Here is a 16,573-nt window from a genome sequence, read left to right on the forward strand (position 1 = left end):
CCCTCGCGGAGGGGACGGGGGGAGCTCAACGTTCCCGCGGAACGCGAGCGTGCTTCGCACGCCTAAGCGCGCGATGCACGCTTGCGTTCGTTCTCCGACAAGTGGCGCTTGCGCAGCCGGACAGACTTCGGCGTGATCTCGACCAGCTCGTCGTCGTCGATGAAGTCCACGCCGTACTCCAGCGTCAGGTCGATCGGCGGCGTGATCTTGATCGCGTCTTCCTTGCCGCTCACGCGGAAGTTGGTCAGCTGCTTGGTGCGCGTCGCGTTGACGACGAGGTCGTTGTCGCGGCTGTGGATACCGACGATCATGCCCTCGTACACCGGGTCGTTGGGCTTCACGAACATGCGGCCGCGATCGTCCAGCTTGCCCAGCGCGTAGGTGAAGATCTCGCCGTCGTCCATGGAGATCAGCACGCCGTTCTTGCGGCCGCCGATCTCACCCTTGTGGGCCTCGTAGCCATCGAAGATCGACGAAATCAGGCCCGAGCCGCGGGTCAGGTTCATGAACTCGTTGCTGAAGCCGATCAGGCCCCGCGCAGGAATGCGGTACTCCAGGCGCACGCGGCCGTGGCCGTCCGGCTCCATGTTCAGCATCTCGCCCTTGCGCAGGCCCAGCGCCTGCATGACGCCGCCCTGGTGGACTTCTTCGACATCGGCCGTCACCAGCTCCATCGGCTCGTGCTTCTCGCCGTTGACGTCCTTGAACATCACGCGCGGCTTGGACACGGCCAGCTCGTAGCCTTCGCGGCGCATGTTTTCCAGCAGGATGGTCAGGTGCAGTTCGCCCCGGCCGCAGACCTCGAAGATGCCGTCCTCGTCGGTCTCCTTCACGCGCAGGGCCACGTTGTGCTGCAGTTCCTTCTGCAGGCGGTCCCAGATCTGGCGGCTGGTGACGTACTTGCCTTCGCGGCCGGCCAGCGGGCTGGTGTTGACGCAGAAGTTCATCGTCAGCGTCGGCTCGTCGACCTTCAGCATCGGCAGCGGGGCCGGGTCGGTCACGCTGGTCACAGTGACGCCGATGCCGATGTCCTCGATGCCGTTGATCAGCACGATCTCGCCGGGACCCGCATCGGTGACCTGCACGCGGTCCAGGCCGTGGAAGGTCAGCACCTGGTTGATGCGGCCGTTGACGCTCTTGCCGTCGGGGCCTTCCATGACGGCGACCTGCATGCCGGGCTTGATCGTGCCCTGGCTGATGCGGCCGACGCCGATGCGGCCGACGAAGGTGGAGAAGTCCAGCGCCGAGATCTGCAGCTGCAGCGGCGCGGCCGGGTCGCCGGATTGCGGCGGCACGTGCTTGAGGATGGTGTCGAAAAGGGCCGACATGTCGGGGCCCCACTGCTCGCCGGGCGCGCCTTCGGTCAGGGAGGTCCAGCCGTTGATGCCGGAGGCGTACACGACCGGGAAGTCCAGCTGCTCGTCGGTGGCGCCGAGCTTGTCGAACAGGTCGAAGGCGGCGTTGATGACGGCGTCGGGCTTGGCGCCCGGCTTGTCGACCTTGTTGACGACGACGATGGGCTTGAGGCCCAGGGCCAGCGCCTTCTTGGTGACGAAGCGCGTCTGCGGCATCGGGCCTTCCTGGGCGTCGATGAGCAGCACGACGCCGTCGACCATGGACAGCGCTCGCTCCACTTCGCCGCCGAAGTCCGCGTGTCCGGGCGTGTCGACGATGTTGATGTGCGTGCCACCCCACGACACGGCGCAGTTCTTGGCCAGGATGGTGATGCCGCGCTCGCGTTCGATGGCATTGCTGTCCATCACGGTGTCGACGACCTTTTCATGGTCGGCGAAGGTGCCGCTCTGGCGCAGCAGCTGGTCCACCATGGTGGTTTTGCCATGGTCGACGTGGGCAATGATGGCAATGTTGCGGATCGGGGTGGTCATGGGACTTGCTTCTAAAAAAAACCGGTTCAGGCGGAGAGCAGAGCCTGGACCTCCGGCGGGGTCAACAGGCGGTCGGCGATCAATTCGCCAGAGGTGATGTGGGCACTGCCGAGGAAGGCGCGTGGCTCGGGGCCGTAGACGCGCACCCGCCCGGCGTCGGGCGCGTCGACACGGCGGCGCAGCCCGGACAGGAAACGGGCGGCCTCTTGTGCGGGCAGGCGCAGCTCGGGCGCCTCGGCCAGCAGGCGATCGGGTGAGGTGAGCAACGCGGCGCGCTGCGCTTCCGGCATCGCTTCGAGCGCCGCCAGCGTGATGCTGCCTTCCAGCGTCAGGCTGCCGGAGCCGGTGCGGCGCAGCGCCGCCAGCGAGGCGCCGACACCCAGCTTCGCGCCGATGTCTTCGGCCAGCGTGCGGATGTAGGTGCCTTTGGTGCAGCGGACGTCGAGCGTCACGGTGCCAGCCTGCATGCTGACGATGTCGATGGCATGAATCGTCACGCGGCGGCTCTTGCGCTCGATCTCGATGCCGGCACGTGCGTACTCGTACAGCGCCTTGCCTTCATGCTTGAGCGCCGAGTACATCGGCGGCATCTGGTCGATCTCGCCGGCGAAGGCGGCGCAGGCGGCGGCGATCTGCTCGGGCGTGATGTGGCCGGCGTCGTGCCGTTCCAGCACATCGCCCTCGGCGTCGCCGGTGGTCGTGCGGACGCCCAGGGCCAGCGTCGCGAGGTAGCGCTTGTCGGCGTCCAGGCTGAGCTGGCTGAACTTGGTGGCCGCACCGAAGCACAGCGGCAGCAGGCCGGTGGCCAGCGGGTCCAGCGTGCCGGTGTGACCGGCCTTCTCGGCGCGCAGCAGCCACTTGGCCTTTTGCAGCGCGTCGTTGCTCGACAAGCCCAGCGGCTTGTCGAGCAACAACACGCCGTGCAGCGCGCGGCGCTGCACCCGCACGCGAAGCGAGCGCTTGTCGTCCTGGGCGCGAGACGGCTGGGCCGCCGCGATGACGGCCTCAGTCATTCGGTTCCTCGTCTTCCAGCGCGCGCGTCGCGTTGGCCTTGTTGATCAGCGCACTCAGTTCCGCCGCGCGCTCGATGGTGCGGTCGAACCGGAAGTGCAGCGTCGGCACGGTGTGGATCTGCAGGCGCTTGAACAGGCCGTTGCGCAGGAAACCTGCGGCCTCGTTCAGCGCTTCCTGCGTCTCGGCGGGGTCGCCGATCAGCACCGAGAAGAACACCTTGGCGTGCGCGTAGTCCGGCGTGACCTCGATCGCATTGATCGTCGCCATGCCGATGCGCGGATCCTTCAGCTCGCGGATCAGCTCCGACAGATCACGCTGGATCTGGTCGGCGACGCGAAAGCTGCGATTGGGGATGGCGCGTTTGTGTCTCATGGCGGTTTCCGATCGGGCTGTTTGCGCGGTTCACGCGCGGACAGCCAACAAAGGACAAACCCCGCCCCTTTTGGGCGGGGTCTGCGGGGTAAACCCGAGGAGCAGGCTGTCAGAGCGTGCGGGCCACTTCCTTGATTTCGAAGAATTCGAGCTGATCACCTTCCTTGATGTCGCTGTAGTTCTTGAGCTTGATACCGCACTCGAAGCCTTCCTTGACTTCGCGCACGTCATCCTTCTCGCGACGCACCGAGTCCACCTCACCCGTGTAGATGACGGTGTTGTCACGCAGCAAGCGGAAGCGCGCACCACGGCGGACCAGGCCGCTGGTGACCATGGAGCCGGCCACCGTGCCGATCTTGGAGGCGACGAACACGACACGGATCTCGGCCGTGCCCAGTGCTTCCTCGCGCTGCTCAGGCGCCAGCATGCCGGACATCGCCTTGGTCACGTCATCCACAGCGTCGTAAATGATGCTGTAGTAACGCAGATCGACGGCGTTACCTTCGGCCAGCTTGCGCGCACCGGCGTCGGCGCGCACGTTGAAGCCGATGATGACCGCCTTGGACGCGATGGCGAGGTTGACGTCGCTTTCGCTGATGCCACCGACCGCCGCATGGACGATCTGGACCTTGACCTCGGCGTTGCTGAGCTTGAGCAGCGAGGCGGCCAGCGCCTCCTGCGAACCCTGCACGTCGGACTTGATGATGAGCGGCAGCGTCTGCACGTCGCCGGCACCCATTTCGCTGAACATGTTCTCCAGCTTGGCGGCCTGCTGCTTGGCCAGCTTCACGTCGCGGTACTTGCCCGAACGGAAGGTGGCGACTTCACGCGCACGGCGCTCGTCGGACAGCACCATGAACTCGTCGCCGGCCTGCGGCACTTCGGTCAGGCCCTGGATCTCGACCGGGATGGACGGGCCAGCCTCGGTGGTCGGCTTGCCGTCCTCGTCGAGCATGGCGCGCACGCGGCCGAAGGTGGAACCCGCCAGCACGACGTCGCCGCGCTTGAGCGTGCCGCTCTGCACCAGCACCGTCGCCACCGGGCCGCGGCCCTTGTCCAGCTTGGCTTCGATGACCAGGCCCTTGGCCATGGACTCGACCGGCGCCTTCAGCTCCAGCACTTCGGCCTGCAGCAGCACCTGCTCCAGCAGCTCGTCGATGCCCTGGCCGGTCTTGGACGAGACGCCGATGAACGGCGCATCGCCGCCGAATTCTTCCGGCACGACCTGCTCGGCCACCAGCTCGCTCTTCACGCGCTCGGCGTTGGCATCGGGCTTGTCGATCTTGGTCATCGCGACCACGATGGGCACGCCTGCAGCCTTCGCGTGGTGGATGGCTTCCTTGGTCTGCGGCATGACGCCGTCATCGGCGGCGCAGACCAGGATGACGATGTCCGTCGCCTTGGCGCCGCGAGCCCGCATCTGCGTGAACGCTGCGTGACCCGGGGTGTCCAGGAAGGTGATCATGCCGCGCGGCGTCTCGACGTGATAAGCGCCGATGTGCTGCGTGATGCCGCCTGCTTCGCCGGCCGCGACGCGGCTGCGGCGGATGTAGTCCAGCAGAGAGGTCTTGCCGTGGTCGACGTGGCCCATGACGGTGACGACCGGCGCACGCGGCAGCGACTCGTGCTGCTGCTCGGCGGTGCCCTCTTCTTCCAGGAAGGCGTCAGGGTCGTCCAGCTTGGCGGCGAACGCCTTGTGGCCCATTTCCTCGACCACGATCATGGCCGTTTCCTGGTCCAGCTGCTGGTTGATGGTGACCATCTGGCCCAGCTTCATCAGATGCTTGATGACCTCGGCAGCCTTGACCGACATCTTGTGCGCGAGGTCGGCCACCGAGATGGTCTCGGGGACGTGGACCTCTTGCGCCTGCATCTCGACCGGCGCCTGGAAGTTGGACTGTCCATTGCCACCGCGGTCGCCGCCGCGACGGCCACCGGCACCGCCGCGAGCCGGTGCGCGCCAGTTGGCGCCCGCGCCGCGACCGGGTGCACCAGCCGTGCCGGCACCGATGGTCTTGAGGCCACGCTTCTTGGCGGCGTCATCGGCCCAACTGGACGACAGCTTCTCGGACTTGACCGACTTCTTGTCGCCCGGCTTGGCGGTCGTGCTGCCCGGCGCAGCCGGTGCGCCAGGCGCGCCGACCTTCTTGTGGATGGTGCCCTTGATGCCCGCTGCCGGTTCGGCCGGCTTGGGCTCTTCCTTCTTGGCCGCGACCATCACCTTCTTGGGCGCGTTCATCATCGCGCGGATGGCGGCGGCCTCGGCCTCGGCGGCCTTGCGGCGGCGGACGAGGTCGTCCTGCTTCTGCTTCTCTTCGGCAGCGGCATCGACGGCCTTGACCACGCGCAGCGCGGGCTTGGGCGGCTCGACCGGCGCGGCAGCGATGACCGGCGCGGGCGCCTCAACCGGCGCAGCGGCAACGGGCTCAGGCGCGGGCGCCTCGACCGGTGCGGACTTGGCGCGCCGGGAGGCGGCGGCCTTGTTGATCGCGGCAGCTTCCGCGGAGGCGGCGGCGGAGCTGCGCTGGCGCGCTTCAGCGACCTGCGCCGGCTTGGCCGCTTCAGCGGCGGCCTGAGCGGCCGCGGCGGCAGCGGCTTGTGCAGCGGCGGCGGCTTCAGCGGCGGCCTGCTCCTCGGCACGGCGCGCCTCGGCAGCCTCGCGGGCGGCGCGCTCGGCGTCTTCACGGGCCTTGACCTTGACGGCCAGTTCCTCTTCCTGCTGACGCAGTGCGGCGGCCTGGGCCTGCGCTTCTTCCTCGCGGCGGATCAGGTCGGCTTCGTCCTGGCCGCTGCCGGACTCGTCCGTGGCGTCGTCACGCTTGACGAAGGTGCGCGTCTTCTTGACCTGGACCTGGATCGTGCGGGCCTTGCCACTGGCATCGGCTTGCTTGATCTCCGTGGTCGACTTCTTGACGAGCGTGATCTTCTTGCGCTCGGTGCCGGCAGTGCCGTGCGAAGAGCGCAGGTGGTCGAGCAGGCGTTCCTTGTCGGACTCGGAAAGCGAGTCGTCGACGGAAGACTTCTTGACGCCCGCGGCTTGCAGCTGCTCCAGCAGCGTGCCCGCCGGCTTGCTCAGCTCGGCGGCGAATTGGGCGACGGTAGTCACGGCCATGTGGGGATCCTTCAAATTGCTTTCAGTGCGGCGCGGCGTGTGGAAATCGATCAATCGTTGAACCAGTGTTCACGGGCCTTCATGATCAGCGCACGTGCGCTGTCCTCGCCCAGTCCGGCCAAATCGACCAATTCGTCCACAGCCAGGTCGGCCAGGTCGTCGCGGGTGTTGATGCCGCCCTCGGCCAGCTTGCTCAGCAGCTCGGGCGTGATGCCTTCCAGGTCACGAAGGTCTTGCGACACCTCCTCGACCTTCTCTTCGCGGGCGATTTCCATCGTCAGCAGCGCGTCCTTGGCACGGGTGCGCAGCTCGTTGACGGTGTCCTCGTCGAACGCCTCGATCTCGAGCATTTCCTGCATCGGCACGTAGGCGACTTCCTCCAGGCTGGTGAAGCCTTCGGCGATGAGGATGTCGGCGACTTCCGCATCCACGTCGAGCTTCTCGACGAAGAGCTTGCGAACGCTCTCGGCTTCCTGCTCGTGCTTGGCGGCCGATTCTTCGGCCGACATGATGTTGATGCGCCAGCCGGTCAGCTCGGACGCCAGGCGCACGTTCTGGCCGCCGCGGCCGATGGCGATGGCGAGGTTTTCCTCGTCGACGACGACATCCATTGCATGGCGCTCTTCGTCCACCACGATCGACTGCACGTTGGCCGGTGCCAGCGCGCCGATGACGAACTGGGCCGGGTCTTCGCTCCACAGCACGATGTCGACGCGCTCGCCGGCCAGCTCGGTCGTCACGCCGTTGACGCGCGAACCGCGCACACCCACGCAGGTGCCGATCGGGTCGACACGGCGGTCATGGCTGACGACGGCGATCTTGGCGCGCGAGCCGCTGTCACGGGCGCAGCTCTTGATCTCCAGCAGGCCTTGCTCGATCTCGGGCACTTCCTGCGCGAAGAGTTCCTTCATGAACTCCGGGCTGGAACGCGACAGCATGATCTGCGGGCCACGCTGGGTCGGGTCCACGCCAAGGATGACGGCGCGCACGCGGTCACCGGTGCGCAGGTTCTCTTTCGAGATCATCTCGCTGCGCTTCAGGCGGCCTTCGACGCGGCCGCTCTCGACAATGATGTCGCCCTTGTCCAGGCGCTTGACCGTGCCGACGAAGATCTTCTCGCCGCGTGACATGAAGTCGTTCAGCAACTGCTCGCGCTCGGCGTCGCGGATCTTTTGCAGGATGACCTGCTTGGCGGCCTGCGCGCCGATGCGGCCGATGGGCACGGACTCGACCGGCTCCTCGATATGGTCATCGACCTCGATGTCGGCGATCTGCTCCTGGGCTTCGAACAGCAGGATCTCGGCGTCGGCGTTCTGCAGGCCGGCCTCGTTCGGCACGACATGCCAGCGACGGAAGGTCTCGTACTCGCCGGAGTCGCGATCGACGCTGACGCGGATGTCGGCCTCGGCGCCGTAAATCTTCTTGGTGGCCGAGGCCAGCGCGGCTTCGACCGCACCGAACACGACATCGCGTTCCACGCTCTTTTCGCGCGAGATCGCATCCACCAGCATCAACATTTCGCGGTTCATTGCTTGAGACCTCCATCAACCTTGTCTTGGCCGGGCGCCGCCTGGGTGGGCTCGCCCGCATGTTTCTTAGCTGCTGCTTTTTTCGGCTTGATGACGCCACGCTGGCCTGGCTTGCGGTCCGGCGCCGGCTCGCCGCCGCGCCCCTTGAAGCTGATCACCGGCACCAGGCGCGCCTCGCGCACCTCGTCCAGCGTGAAGTCCAGCGCCTGCTCGTGCTCACCATCGTCAAGCACCAGGCGCCAGGCCTGGTCGTTCTCGGCTTGCGGCTGCGCGCTGACGACGCCGCGGTATTTCTTGCGCCCCTGGAAGGGCAGCTTCAGCGTGATGTCAATCTCCTGGCCGGCGAAGCGCGCGTAATGCGCGGCCTTCTTCAAGGGCCGATCCAGTCCCGGCGAAGACACCTCAAGCCGGGAATATTCCAAACCCTCGACCTCCAGCACATACTGCAGCTGGCGGGTGACCTTCTCGCAGTCATCCACATTGATCAACTCGCCGGCATCCGCTTGCGCTTCCAGCTTGTCGATCGTCACGCGCAGCGTCCCACCACTGGCACTGCGCTCGCAGTCCACGAGTTCGTAACCCAGGCCGGTCACGGTCGTTTCCACAGTGGTTTGCCAACTCATGCAGGGAAGGGGATTTCGGGGCTAAGGAAAATCGAAAAAGCAAAAAAAATGGGCTGGATGAATCCGCCCAACTCGTTCACCAAAGCCAGCTCCGGGGGATATCGTCCGGGGCCCGCGAGGGCTAGCCTCGTTTCTGGTGAAGCGCGGATTGTACTGTGCAAGTCCCATGCCGGCAAGTCGCCGGCTGCCGCGCGTGCCAGAATCTGAGGCTGTTTGAGACCTCACAGGAGACAAGAATGGGCTTTCTCGCCGGCAAGCGACTGCTGATCACGGGCGTGCTGTCCAACCGCTCGATCGCCTACGGCATTGCCAAGGCCTGCCACCGCGAAGGCGCCGAACTGGCTTTCAGCTACCAAGGCGAACGCTTCAAGGAGCGCATCAGCGAGTTCGCTGCGGAGTTCGGTTCCAGCCTGGTCTACGACTGCGATGTCACCAGCGACGACCAACTCGAAGCGTTGTTCAATCAACTCGGCGAGGTCTGGCCCGAGTTTGACGGTTTCGTTCATTCGATCGGGTTTGCGCCGCGCGAGGCGATTGCCGGCAATTTTCTCGAAGGCATGACGCGCGAGAACTTCCGCATCGCCCACGATATTTCGGCCTACAGCTTCCCAGCCATGGCCAAACTGGCGGCGCCACGGCTGCGCCCCGGCGCCGCGCTTCTGACACTCAGCTACCTCGGCGCCATCCGCGTCGTACCCAACTACAACACCATGGGCCTGGCCAAGGCGAGCCTGGAAGCCAGCGTGCGCTACCTGGCGCAGGCACTCGGCAGCAAGGGCGTGCGGGTCAACGGCATCTCTGCCGGCCCGATCAAGACGCTGGCCGCCTCGGGCATCAAGGACTTCGGCAAGCTGTTGGGCCAGTTCGCAGCCCAGGCACCGATCCGCCGCAACGTGACGATCGAGGACGTCGGCAACACCGCCGCCTTCCTGCTGTCCGACCTCGCCGCCGGCATCAGCGCTGAAATCACCTACGTGGATGGCGGATTCAGCCACACCGCGATGGCAATGGAGCCCTGAGGGCTCCACCCGTCCCCGGGCTCAGCAACGGCGGCGCAGGCGGGCCAAGCCGGCGGCGGCCAAGCCGAACAGCGCCAGGCCGGCCGGCTCCGGCACCGAGGTCGTGTCGCGTACGAGGATGGAACCAGCGGCGACCTCGCCGTTGTCTCCGACCTCGCCGATGTACAGGAACAAGCCTGCGGTCGACGTGGCAGCGGTCAGGTTGAAGTCGATCGCGCCGTTGTCGCCCATGCTGAGGAAGCCATCGGGGGTGACTGTCGTGGACTCCCCGTCGAACAGTCCCAATCTCGCAATGCTGTTGTCGACAGCACTGCCAGACCCGTCAGTGCCGAAAAGCTTGGGGTCGGCCGGCAGGCGCTGGGTGCCCGGCGCGAAGATGGTGCCCGACGTGAAGTCGAACACCGCCAGACCGACCGCCGCCGCCGCGCAAGCCGCATCCGCACAATCGGTTGTCGACAGCTTGATGGCATCGAGGTCGAAGCCGGAGAACTGACCGCCAGCGCCGCCCAGCATGCTGCTGTTGTCACGAATGCCGATGGACAGGATGCTGGCCAGTCCGATGGTCGACAGGTCCGCCTTGTAGACGGCCGTGCCGGCGATGGTGCCACCGGTGACGCCCGTCAGTTGCGTCAACGCAACCGGCACTGCCTGGCCCGCGGCGGACAGCGCCAGGGCGGCCGCGGCAGCCAGAACTTTGTAAGTCGATTTCATCAGTATCTCCAGGGCAGTTGCTGACGTGCTGCATGGCGCATAGTCCATGCCAACTCCGCCCCCTAACTCCTGTAAACCACTGATCTAGATTGCGTTTCCGAACCGGCTGGCGGCGCACCCCAGATTTGGGGGCGTGCTGCGCCGCTTCGATGTCATGCCTGTCGACACCCTAGTTCTAGGCGTGCGCCGCTTACTCTGTAACAGCCAGCTCGACTGGGCAGCGACTTCAGGCCTTCACGCAGTCGACGTAGTAGTACCCACGGCCCGTGTCCTCTTCGACCTCATGCACGAGGCCGTGCACGTCGGTCGCGAAGCCGGGGAACTTGGCGTTGAAACTGCGCGTGAACTTCAGGTAGTCGACGATCTTTTTGTTGAAACGCTCGCCCGGGACCAGCAGCGGGATGCCCGGCGGATAAGGCGTCAGCAGCGAGGTGGTGATGCGACCTTCCAGGTCGTCGATGCCGACGCGCTCGGTCTTGCGCTGCGCGATGTGCGCATAGGCGTCCGTCGGCGTCATCGCCGGCTGCAGGTTGGACAGGTACATGTCCGTCGTCAGGCGGGCAATGTCGCCCTCGGCATAGGCTTGGTGTATGGCCTGGCACAGGTCGCGCAGGCCCATGCGTTCGTACTTGGGGAACTGCGCGACGAACTCCGGCAGGATGCGCCACAGCGGCGCGTTCTTGTCGTAGTCGTCCTTGAACTGCTGCAGCGCCGTCAGCAGCGTGTTCCAGCGGCCCTTGGTGATGCCGATCGTGAACATGATGAAGAACGAGTACAGGCCGGTCTTCTCGACGACCACGCCATGCTCGACCAGGAACTTGGTGACGACGGACGCCGGGATGCCGGTCGACGCGAAGCGCCCTCCCATGTCCAGCCCGGGCGTGATGATGGTGGACTTGATGGGGTCCAGCATGTTGAAGCCTTCGGCGAGACCGCCGAAGCCGTGCCAGTCCTCATCGGCATGCAGCATCCAGTCCGCAGACACCGGCGTGTTGCCTTCTTCGGTACGCAGGAAGTCCGGCCCCCAGACCTTGAACCACCAGTCGTCGCCGTAGTCCCCCTGGACCTTGCGCATCGCGCGGCGGAAGTCCAGCGACTCGCGGATGCTTTCTTCGACCAGCGCCGTGCCGCCGGGGGGCTCCATCATGGCGGCCGCCACGTCGCAGCTCGCGATGATCGAGTACTGCGGCGACGTGGACGTGTGCATCAGGTAGGCCTCGTTGAAGAGGTGCTTGTCGAGCTTGACCGTCTGCGAATCCTGCACCAGCACCTGCGACGCCTGCGAGATGCCGGCCAGCAGCTTGTGCGTGGACTGCGTCGCGTAGACCATCGCCTCGACCGGCCGCACGCGGTTCTTGCCCATCGCATGGAACTGGCCGTAGAAATCGTGGAAGGCCGCGTGCGGCAGCCAGGCCTCGTCGAAGTGCAGCGTCGGGATGTAGCCGTCGAGCTTGTTCTTGATGGTCTCGGTGTTGTAGAGCACGCCGTCATAGGTGCTCTGCGTCAGCGTGACGATGGCGGGCCGGACCGTCTGCGGATCCACATGCGCGAGCAGCGGGTTGGCCGCGATCTTGGCGCGGATGGCCTCGGGGCTGAATTCGCTCTCCGGGATGGGGCCGATGATGCCGTAGTGATTGCGCGTCGGCGTCATGAAGACGGGGATCGCGCCGCACATGATGATGGCGTGCAGGTTGCTCTTGTGGCAGTTGCGGTCGATGACGACCACATCGCCCGGCGCCACGGTGTGGTGCCACACCATCTTGTTGGACGTGGACGTGCCGTTGGTGACGAAGAAGCAGTGGTCCGCGTTGAAGATGCGTGCCGCATTCTTCTCGCTCGCGGCCACGGGGCCGGTGTGGTCCAGCAGTTGGCCGAGTTCCTCGACGGCGTTGCACACGTCGGCGCGCAGCATGTTCTCGCCGAAGAACTGGTGGAACATCTGGCCGACCGGGCTCTTCAGGAAAGCCACGCCACCCGAATGGCCCGGGCAGTGCCACGAGTAGGAGCCGTCCTGGGCGTAGTCCATCAGCGCCTTGAAAAACGGCGGTGCCAGGCCGTCGAGGTAGCTCTTGGCCTCGCGGATGATGTGGCGGGCCACGAACTCCGGCGTGTCCTCGAACATGTGGATGAAACCATGCAGTTCACGCAGCACGTCGTTAGGCAAATGCTGGCTGGTGCGTGTCTCGCCGTAGACGTAGATCGGGATGTCGGGGTTGCGCAGGCGGATCTCTTCGATGAACTTGCGCAGGTTCAGCACGACCGGATCCACCTCGGGACCGGCAGTGAACTCCTCGTCGTCGATGGACAGGATGAAGGCCGAGGCACGGCTCTGTTGCTGGGCGAACTGCGACAAGTCACCGTAGCTCGTCACGCCGAGCACCTCCATGCCCTCCTTCTGGATGGCCTCGGCCAGCGCGCGAATGCCCAGGCCCGAGGTGTTCTCGGAGCGGTAGTCCTCGTCGATGATGACGATGGGAAAGTGAAAACGGATCATCACGGCCTCCAGCGGGCGGGCATCAAAAATCGAAGCGGCGAAGTGTAGGGCCGCAGCGTGTTTCGACAGCGTCGTCACCACCGCTGCCGCGATCTAAACTGCCCCGACAACAAATCCCCGGGAGGCAAGATGGATTGGAACTGGGCCACCGTCTGGTGGATCGTGGCGGGCGTGCTGATTGCAGTCGAGCTGGCCACTGGCACCTTCTATCTGCTGATGCTGGCCGTGGGTGCAGCGGCGGGCGCCTTGGCGGCTCATTTCGGTCTTGCGCTGACGTCGCAAATGCTGGTCGCAGCCGTCATCGGCGGCGCAGCCGTCGCGGCATGGCATCGGCAACGTGGCATGGCACCCAGGGCAGCACCGGCGGCGAGCAACCCCGACGTCAACCTCGACATCGGCCAGAGCGTCCAGGTGGACGCCTGGTCGGCCGATGGACGCGCACAGGTGCAATACCGCGGCGCCACCTGGCAAGCGCGCTTCATCGGCAGCGCACCGGCGGAGCGCGGCCGGCATGTGATCCGTGCCGTCGAAGGCAGCTGCCTGCTGCTGGACCGTTGACCCCATCCACTGACCTTCAGGAGACCCTTCATGGGATTTGAGATCGCCCTCGTTGTCCTCGTCGTCGCCATCATTTTCATCATCCGCGCGGTCAAGGTCGTGCCGCAGCAGAACGCCTGGGTCGTCGAGCGGCTGGGCAAGTACCACGCGACGCTGACACCGGGCCTGAACTTCCTGGTGCCCTTTGTCGACCGGCTGGCCTACAAGCATTCGCTGAAGGAGATCCCGCTCGACGTGCCCAGCCAGGTGTGCATCACCAAGGACAACACGCAGCTGACGGTCGACGGCATCCTCTACTTCCAGGTCACGGACGCGATGCGAGCCAGCTACGGCTCCAGCAACTACATCGTCGCCATCACCCAGTTGGCCCAGACTACGCTGCGCTCGGTCATCGGCCGCATGGAGTTGGACCGCACCTTCGAGGAACGCGCGCTCATCAACACCTCCGTCGTCGAAGCACTCGACGAGGCAGCGCTGAACTGGGGCGTCAAGGTGCTGCGCTACGAAATCAAGGACCTGACACCGCCGCCGGCCATCCTGCATTCCATGCAGGCGCAGATCACCGCCGAGCGCGAGAAGCGTGCGCTGATCGCCGCCTCCGAAGGCCGGCGCCAGGAGCAGATCAACATCGCGACCGGCGAGCGTGAAGCAGCGATTGCCCGATCGGAGGGCGAGAAGCAGGCAGAGATCAACAAGGCCCAGGGCGAAGCGGCCGCCATCAGCGCCGTGGCCGTGGCGACGGCAGATGCCATCGGCCGCATTGCGGCCGCGATTCAGCAGCCGGGCGGTGAGCAGGCCGTGCAGCTCAAGGTCGCGGAAAAGGCTGTCGACGCCTATGCCCAGCTCGCACAGAAGAACAACACGATGATCGTGCCGGGCAACATGAGCGAAGTCGGCGGCCTGATTGGCACGGCGATGGCCTTGCTCAAAGGCGGCAGCCGCGCCTGAACCGGCCACCCCCAAAAAAAACCCGCGAGGGCCCTGAGTCAGGGCGGTCGCGGGTGCAAGACGTTCGGGGGGCGCCGAACGAAAGCGATGGAGGAGTCGCTTTTCCTGGTGATCTTTCGACTATCAGCTGCCCGTAACAGGGAAGCCCAGCAGTTCCGCGACAACTTGCCAGAAGGAGAAGTTTTCCATTTGCGTCATCCACAAAGCAGCGTTGAGATGACGCGCAGTTTGGGGTGGCGACGCGCGATGGGGAACTACAAACCCTGGTAGTCCGGAGCGCGGATGCGCGACGTTAGAGGAGTCCGAGCTCCATCGCCTTGAGCACCGCCTGGTGCTTGGTTGAGACATCAAGCAGCTTGAACAACTGCTTCATGTGGTAGTTGACGGTGTTCTCGCTGATGCCCAGCAAACTCCCGACAACCCAGGCGCTCTTGCCCTCCATCGTCAATTTCAGGATCTCCAACTGCCGCGGCGGGAGGCGAGCCTCAGGCTGGGCCGGGTTTTTAGACAACAGCAGTCGCGCTGCGGCATCCTGAGCATGAACGGCGAGCAACTGCAGGTCGGCGATCATCCGATTCAGCTTGATCGAATCGGTCGGCAGAGGCGCCTCCCTGTCCACCCCAAGCAGCAGTCGGCGATAGCCGGGCATCTGAACCCCGACCGCGATACCGGTCCGGTAGCCGAACGGCGCATACATCTCCCACAGCTCCCCTGCCCCAGCCTCGACGTAGAAGGCCTGGTCGTAGATCAGCGGCTTCGTGAGATGGGTCAGGCGCTGATGGACGGGATCACGCTTGGCAAGGCTGTTGTCCCTGGACGTTTCCAGAAAGGCTTCGGGCGTGTTGCCGACCGCGATGTATTCGGGCTTCGCGCCCGGTCCACGGTGTTCGATGGCCAGCACCCCGACGACGAGGCCGAAATCCAGATCGTTCGCGAAGTCGATCAGCCCCTGCCGAAATGTCGTGAGATCTGAGGCTTGACTGACTTGTTCGTACCGCTGGAGATTCATCCAAGCACCGGGCGCTACAAGGGTTGGTAGGCGCAGCGCAGCGCCAACAAACGCAAACTGCGAACCATCCAATTGACTGGAGAAACCGAATGCAGATGGCTGCGTGGCAACTGATGGCGTGCGAGACGGTCGTGAAGACTGTAAACGAGTTTGAATTGGTGACCCATGAGCTGCGGCAAATCGGCAGCAGCGTGCGAGTGGACAACGCACGTTCTGGCCTGCGCTGTGGTCAGGAGGTCTGGGCTACGAGCGATGGGGGTGAACCCATCCAGATCGCTTGGGAGTGGACTGAGATCCAGCCTGATGTCGTTGCCCTGTTCGATCCGATGAACATCCTCTGTAACGTGGCGCTGATCGACGGCGACGGCCATACCCTCGCTCGTTCACGGCGGATGCTGCACTTGAACAACATCGTGCACCAGCTCAATTGGCGAGCCGCTCTGGCCTCGCAACGTGCTGGCCGCGGTCAAACGCCGAGTTTGTCGTCCTGAGCCTGCGGCTATGGGTTATGATGGCGGGCTGCTGGAGAGGTGGATGAGCGGTTTAAGTCGCACGCCTGGAAAGCGTGTGTGGGTTAACAGCCCACCGCGGGTTCGAATCCCGCCCTCTCCGCCAAGCATGACCGGGCCCATTGGGGCCCGTTTTGCTTTTTGCGCCGCCATCTATCGATGGCGATCCGCCGACTGCAATTCATCCCTGAGAAAGCCCAATTCGTCGCTTGACGCTGGTGCTATGCGATGGCTTCTCGAACACTGCAACGTGTGCCTTGCCGTTTGCAAGGCTGGAGCCGGAAATGTCGCGATTGCTTAAGGGATGGATGAGCCTCTGCTTGGCGCTAGGTTTGGTGGCCGGAGGGCTGCCCGCACAGGCCAGCGAAGTCGTCAAGCTGGCGCGGCTTGTCGTCAGCGGCAAGCGCGCACCGAGCGATGCCGCCCGCACGACGCCGCAGGAGCCGCGGCCCGCGCCAACGTCACAGGCCACCCATGGGAGTGGTGGCAGCGATGCCGCGGGCACCGCCCCTACGCCGGCTCGTGGCGTCTCCTGATCACCAAGAAGCCCAAATAACAATGCGCCGAAACCCGCAAGGGCTTCGGCGCATTGTTATTTTTGGCGGAGTGGACGGGGCTCGAACCCGCGACCCCCGGCGTGACAGGCCGGTATTCTAACCAACTGAACTACCACTCCGCGTGGCATGCGATATTGAATATCGACGATATTCGCAAGCGCATTAAAACTGGCGTCCCCTAGGGGATTCGAACCCCTGTAATCACCGTGAAAGGGTGGTGTCCTAGGCCTCT

The 16,573-nt window shown here is 65.1% G+C and carries 14 protein-coding genes and 2 tRNA genes; 6 read left to right on the forward strand and 10 right to left on the reverse strand.

What is annotated here, in order from left to right:
• Nucleotides 1–62 precede the first annotated feature (62 nt).
• From typA to rimP, 6 genes are all read right to left on the reverse strand, one after another.
• On the reverse strand, nucleotides 63–1,886 hold the full coding sequence (gene typA, locus ASD35_RS19635; protein ID WP_056876643.1) for a translational GTPase TypA: 1,824 nt from the start codon (nucleotides 1,884–1,886) through the stop codon (nucleotides 63–65).
• A gap of 26 nt (nucleotides 1,887–1,912) precedes the next feature.
• Nucleotides 1,913–2,899 carry a tRNA pseudouridine(55) synthase TruB gene (gene truB, locus ASD35_RS19640; RefSeq protein WP_056876644.1) on the reverse strand — a complete coding sequence of 329 codons (987 nt, stop codon included), beginning with the start codon at nucleotides 2,897–2,899 and terminating at the stop codon, nucleotides 1,913–1,915.
• Nucleotides 2,892–3,272, reverse strand: coding sequence for a 30S ribosome-binding factor RbfA (gene rbfA, locus ASD35_RS19645; RefSeq protein ID WP_056876645.1), 381 nt, complete (start codon nucleotides 3,270–3,272; stop codon nucleotides 2,892–2,894). The genes truB and rbfA overlap by 8 nt, the downstream gene beginning before the upstream one ends.
• Before the next feature lie 109 nt (nucleotides 3,273–3,381).
• Nucleotides 3,382–6,384, reverse strand: coding sequence for a translation initiation factor IF-2 (infB, locus tag ASD35_RS19650; protein WP_056876646.1), 3,003 nt, complete (start codon nucleotides 6,382–6,384; stop codon nucleotides 3,382–3,384).
• A gap of 50 nt (nucleotides 6,385–6,434) precedes the next feature.
• Entirely contained in the window at nucleotides 6,435–7,913 is a 1,479-nt protein-coding gene (gene nusA, locus ASD35_RS19655) for a transcription termination factor NusA (RefSeq protein ID WP_056876647.1), read from the reverse strand.
• Complete coding sequence (rimP, locus tag ASD35_RS19660) at nucleotides 7,910–8,536, reverse strand: ribosome maturation factor RimP (protein WP_082580296.1); 627 nt, start codon at nucleotides 8,534–8,536, stop codon at nucleotides 7,910–7,912. Before rimP ends, nusA begins: the two co-directional genes overlap by 4 nt.
• A gap of 236 nt (nucleotides 8,537–8,772) precedes the next feature.
• On the opposite strand from rimP, the gene fabI reads away from it, so the two are divergent.
• A complete protein-coding gene (gene fabI, locus ASD35_RS19665) occupies nucleotides 8,773–9,555 on the forward strand; it encodes an enoyl-ACP reductase FabI (RefSeq protein WP_056876648.1) in 783 nt (260 codons plus the stop codon).
• Nucleotides 9,556–9,576: 21 nt separating this feature from the next.
• Here the strand turns inward: fabI and ASD35_RS19670 are convergent, their stop codons facing one another.
• Both ASD35_RS19670 and ASD35_RS19675 read right to left on the reverse strand, forming a co-directional pair.
• On the reverse strand, nucleotides 9,577–10,314 hold the full coding sequence (locus tag ASD35_RS19670; protein ID WP_082580297.1) for a PEP-CTERM sorting domain-containing protein: 738 nt from the start codon (nucleotides 10,312–10,314) through the stop codon (nucleotides 9,577–9,579).
• 178 nt (nucleotides 10,315–10,492) lie between these two features.
• A complete protein-coding gene (locus ASD35_RS19675; protein WP_056877441.1) occupies nucleotides 10,493–12,760 on the reverse strand; it encodes an arginine/lysine/ornithine decarboxylase in 2,268 nt (755 codons plus the stop codon).
• A 129-nt stretch (nucleotides 12,761–12,889) separates the two neighbouring features.
• On the opposite strand from ASD35_RS19675, the gene ASD35_RS19680 reads away from it, so the two are divergent.
• Nucleotides 12,890–13,318, forward strand: coding sequence for an NfeD family protein (locus ASD35_RS19680; RefSeq protein ID WP_056876650.1), 429 nt, complete (start codon nucleotides 12,890–12,892; stop codon nucleotides 13,316–13,318).
• A gap of 30 nt (nucleotides 13,319–13,348) precedes the next feature.
• Nucleotides 13,349–14,266: an SPFH domain-containing protein gene (locus tag ASD35_RS19685; RefSeq protein ID WP_056876651.1), complete on the forward strand. Its 918-nt coding sequence runs from the start codon at nucleotides 13,349–13,351 to the stop codon at nucleotides 14,264–14,266.
• A 292-nt stretch (nucleotides 14,267–14,558) separates the two neighbouring features.
• Here ASD35_RS19685 and ASD35_RS19690 read toward each other — a convergent pair whose 3' ends face one another.
• Nucleotides 14,559–15,275: an autoinducer binding domain-containing protein gene (locus tag ASD35_RS19690; protein WP_056876652.1), complete on the reverse strand. Its 717-nt coding sequence runs from the start codon at nucleotides 15,273–15,275 to the stop codon at nucleotides 14,559–14,561.
• Nucleotides 15,276–15,364: 89 nt separating this feature from the next.
• Here ASD35_RS19690 and ASD35_RS19695 point away from each other — a divergent pair, with 89 nt between their 5' ends.
• From ASD35_RS19695 to ASD35_RS27400, 3 genes are all read left to right on the forward strand, one after another.
• Nucleotides 15,365–15,766 carry a hypothetical protein gene (locus ASD35_RS19695; RefSeq protein WP_056876653.1) on the forward strand — a complete coding sequence of 134 codons (402 nt, stop codon included), beginning with the start codon at nucleotides 15,365–15,367 and terminating at the stop codon, nucleotides 15,764–15,766.
• 33 nt (nucleotides 15,767–15,799) lie between these two features.
• Nucleotides 15,800–15,890, forward strand: a tRNA-Ser gene (locus ASD35_RS19700).
• Between the two features lie 202 nt (nucleotides 15,891–16,092).
• Nucleotides 16,093–16,320 (forward strand): hypothetical protein, encoded by a 228-nt coding sequence (locus ASD35_RS27400; RefSeq protein ID WP_157275668.1) that lies wholly within the window; start codon nucleotides 16,093–16,095, stop codon nucleotides 16,318–16,320.
• Between the two features lie 63 nt (nucleotides 16,321–16,383).
• Here the strand turns inward: ASD35_RS27400 and ASD35_RS19705 are convergent.
• A tRNA-Asp gene (locus ASD35_RS19705) sits at nucleotides 16,384–16,460 on the reverse strand.
• Nucleotides 16,461–16,573: the final 113 nt, after the last annotated feature.

It is taken from the genome of Pelomonas sp. Root1444, from assembly GCF_001426885.1.
Lineage (GTDB): Bacteria > Pseudomonadota > Gammaproteobacteria > Burkholderiales > Burkholderiaceae_C > Pelomonas.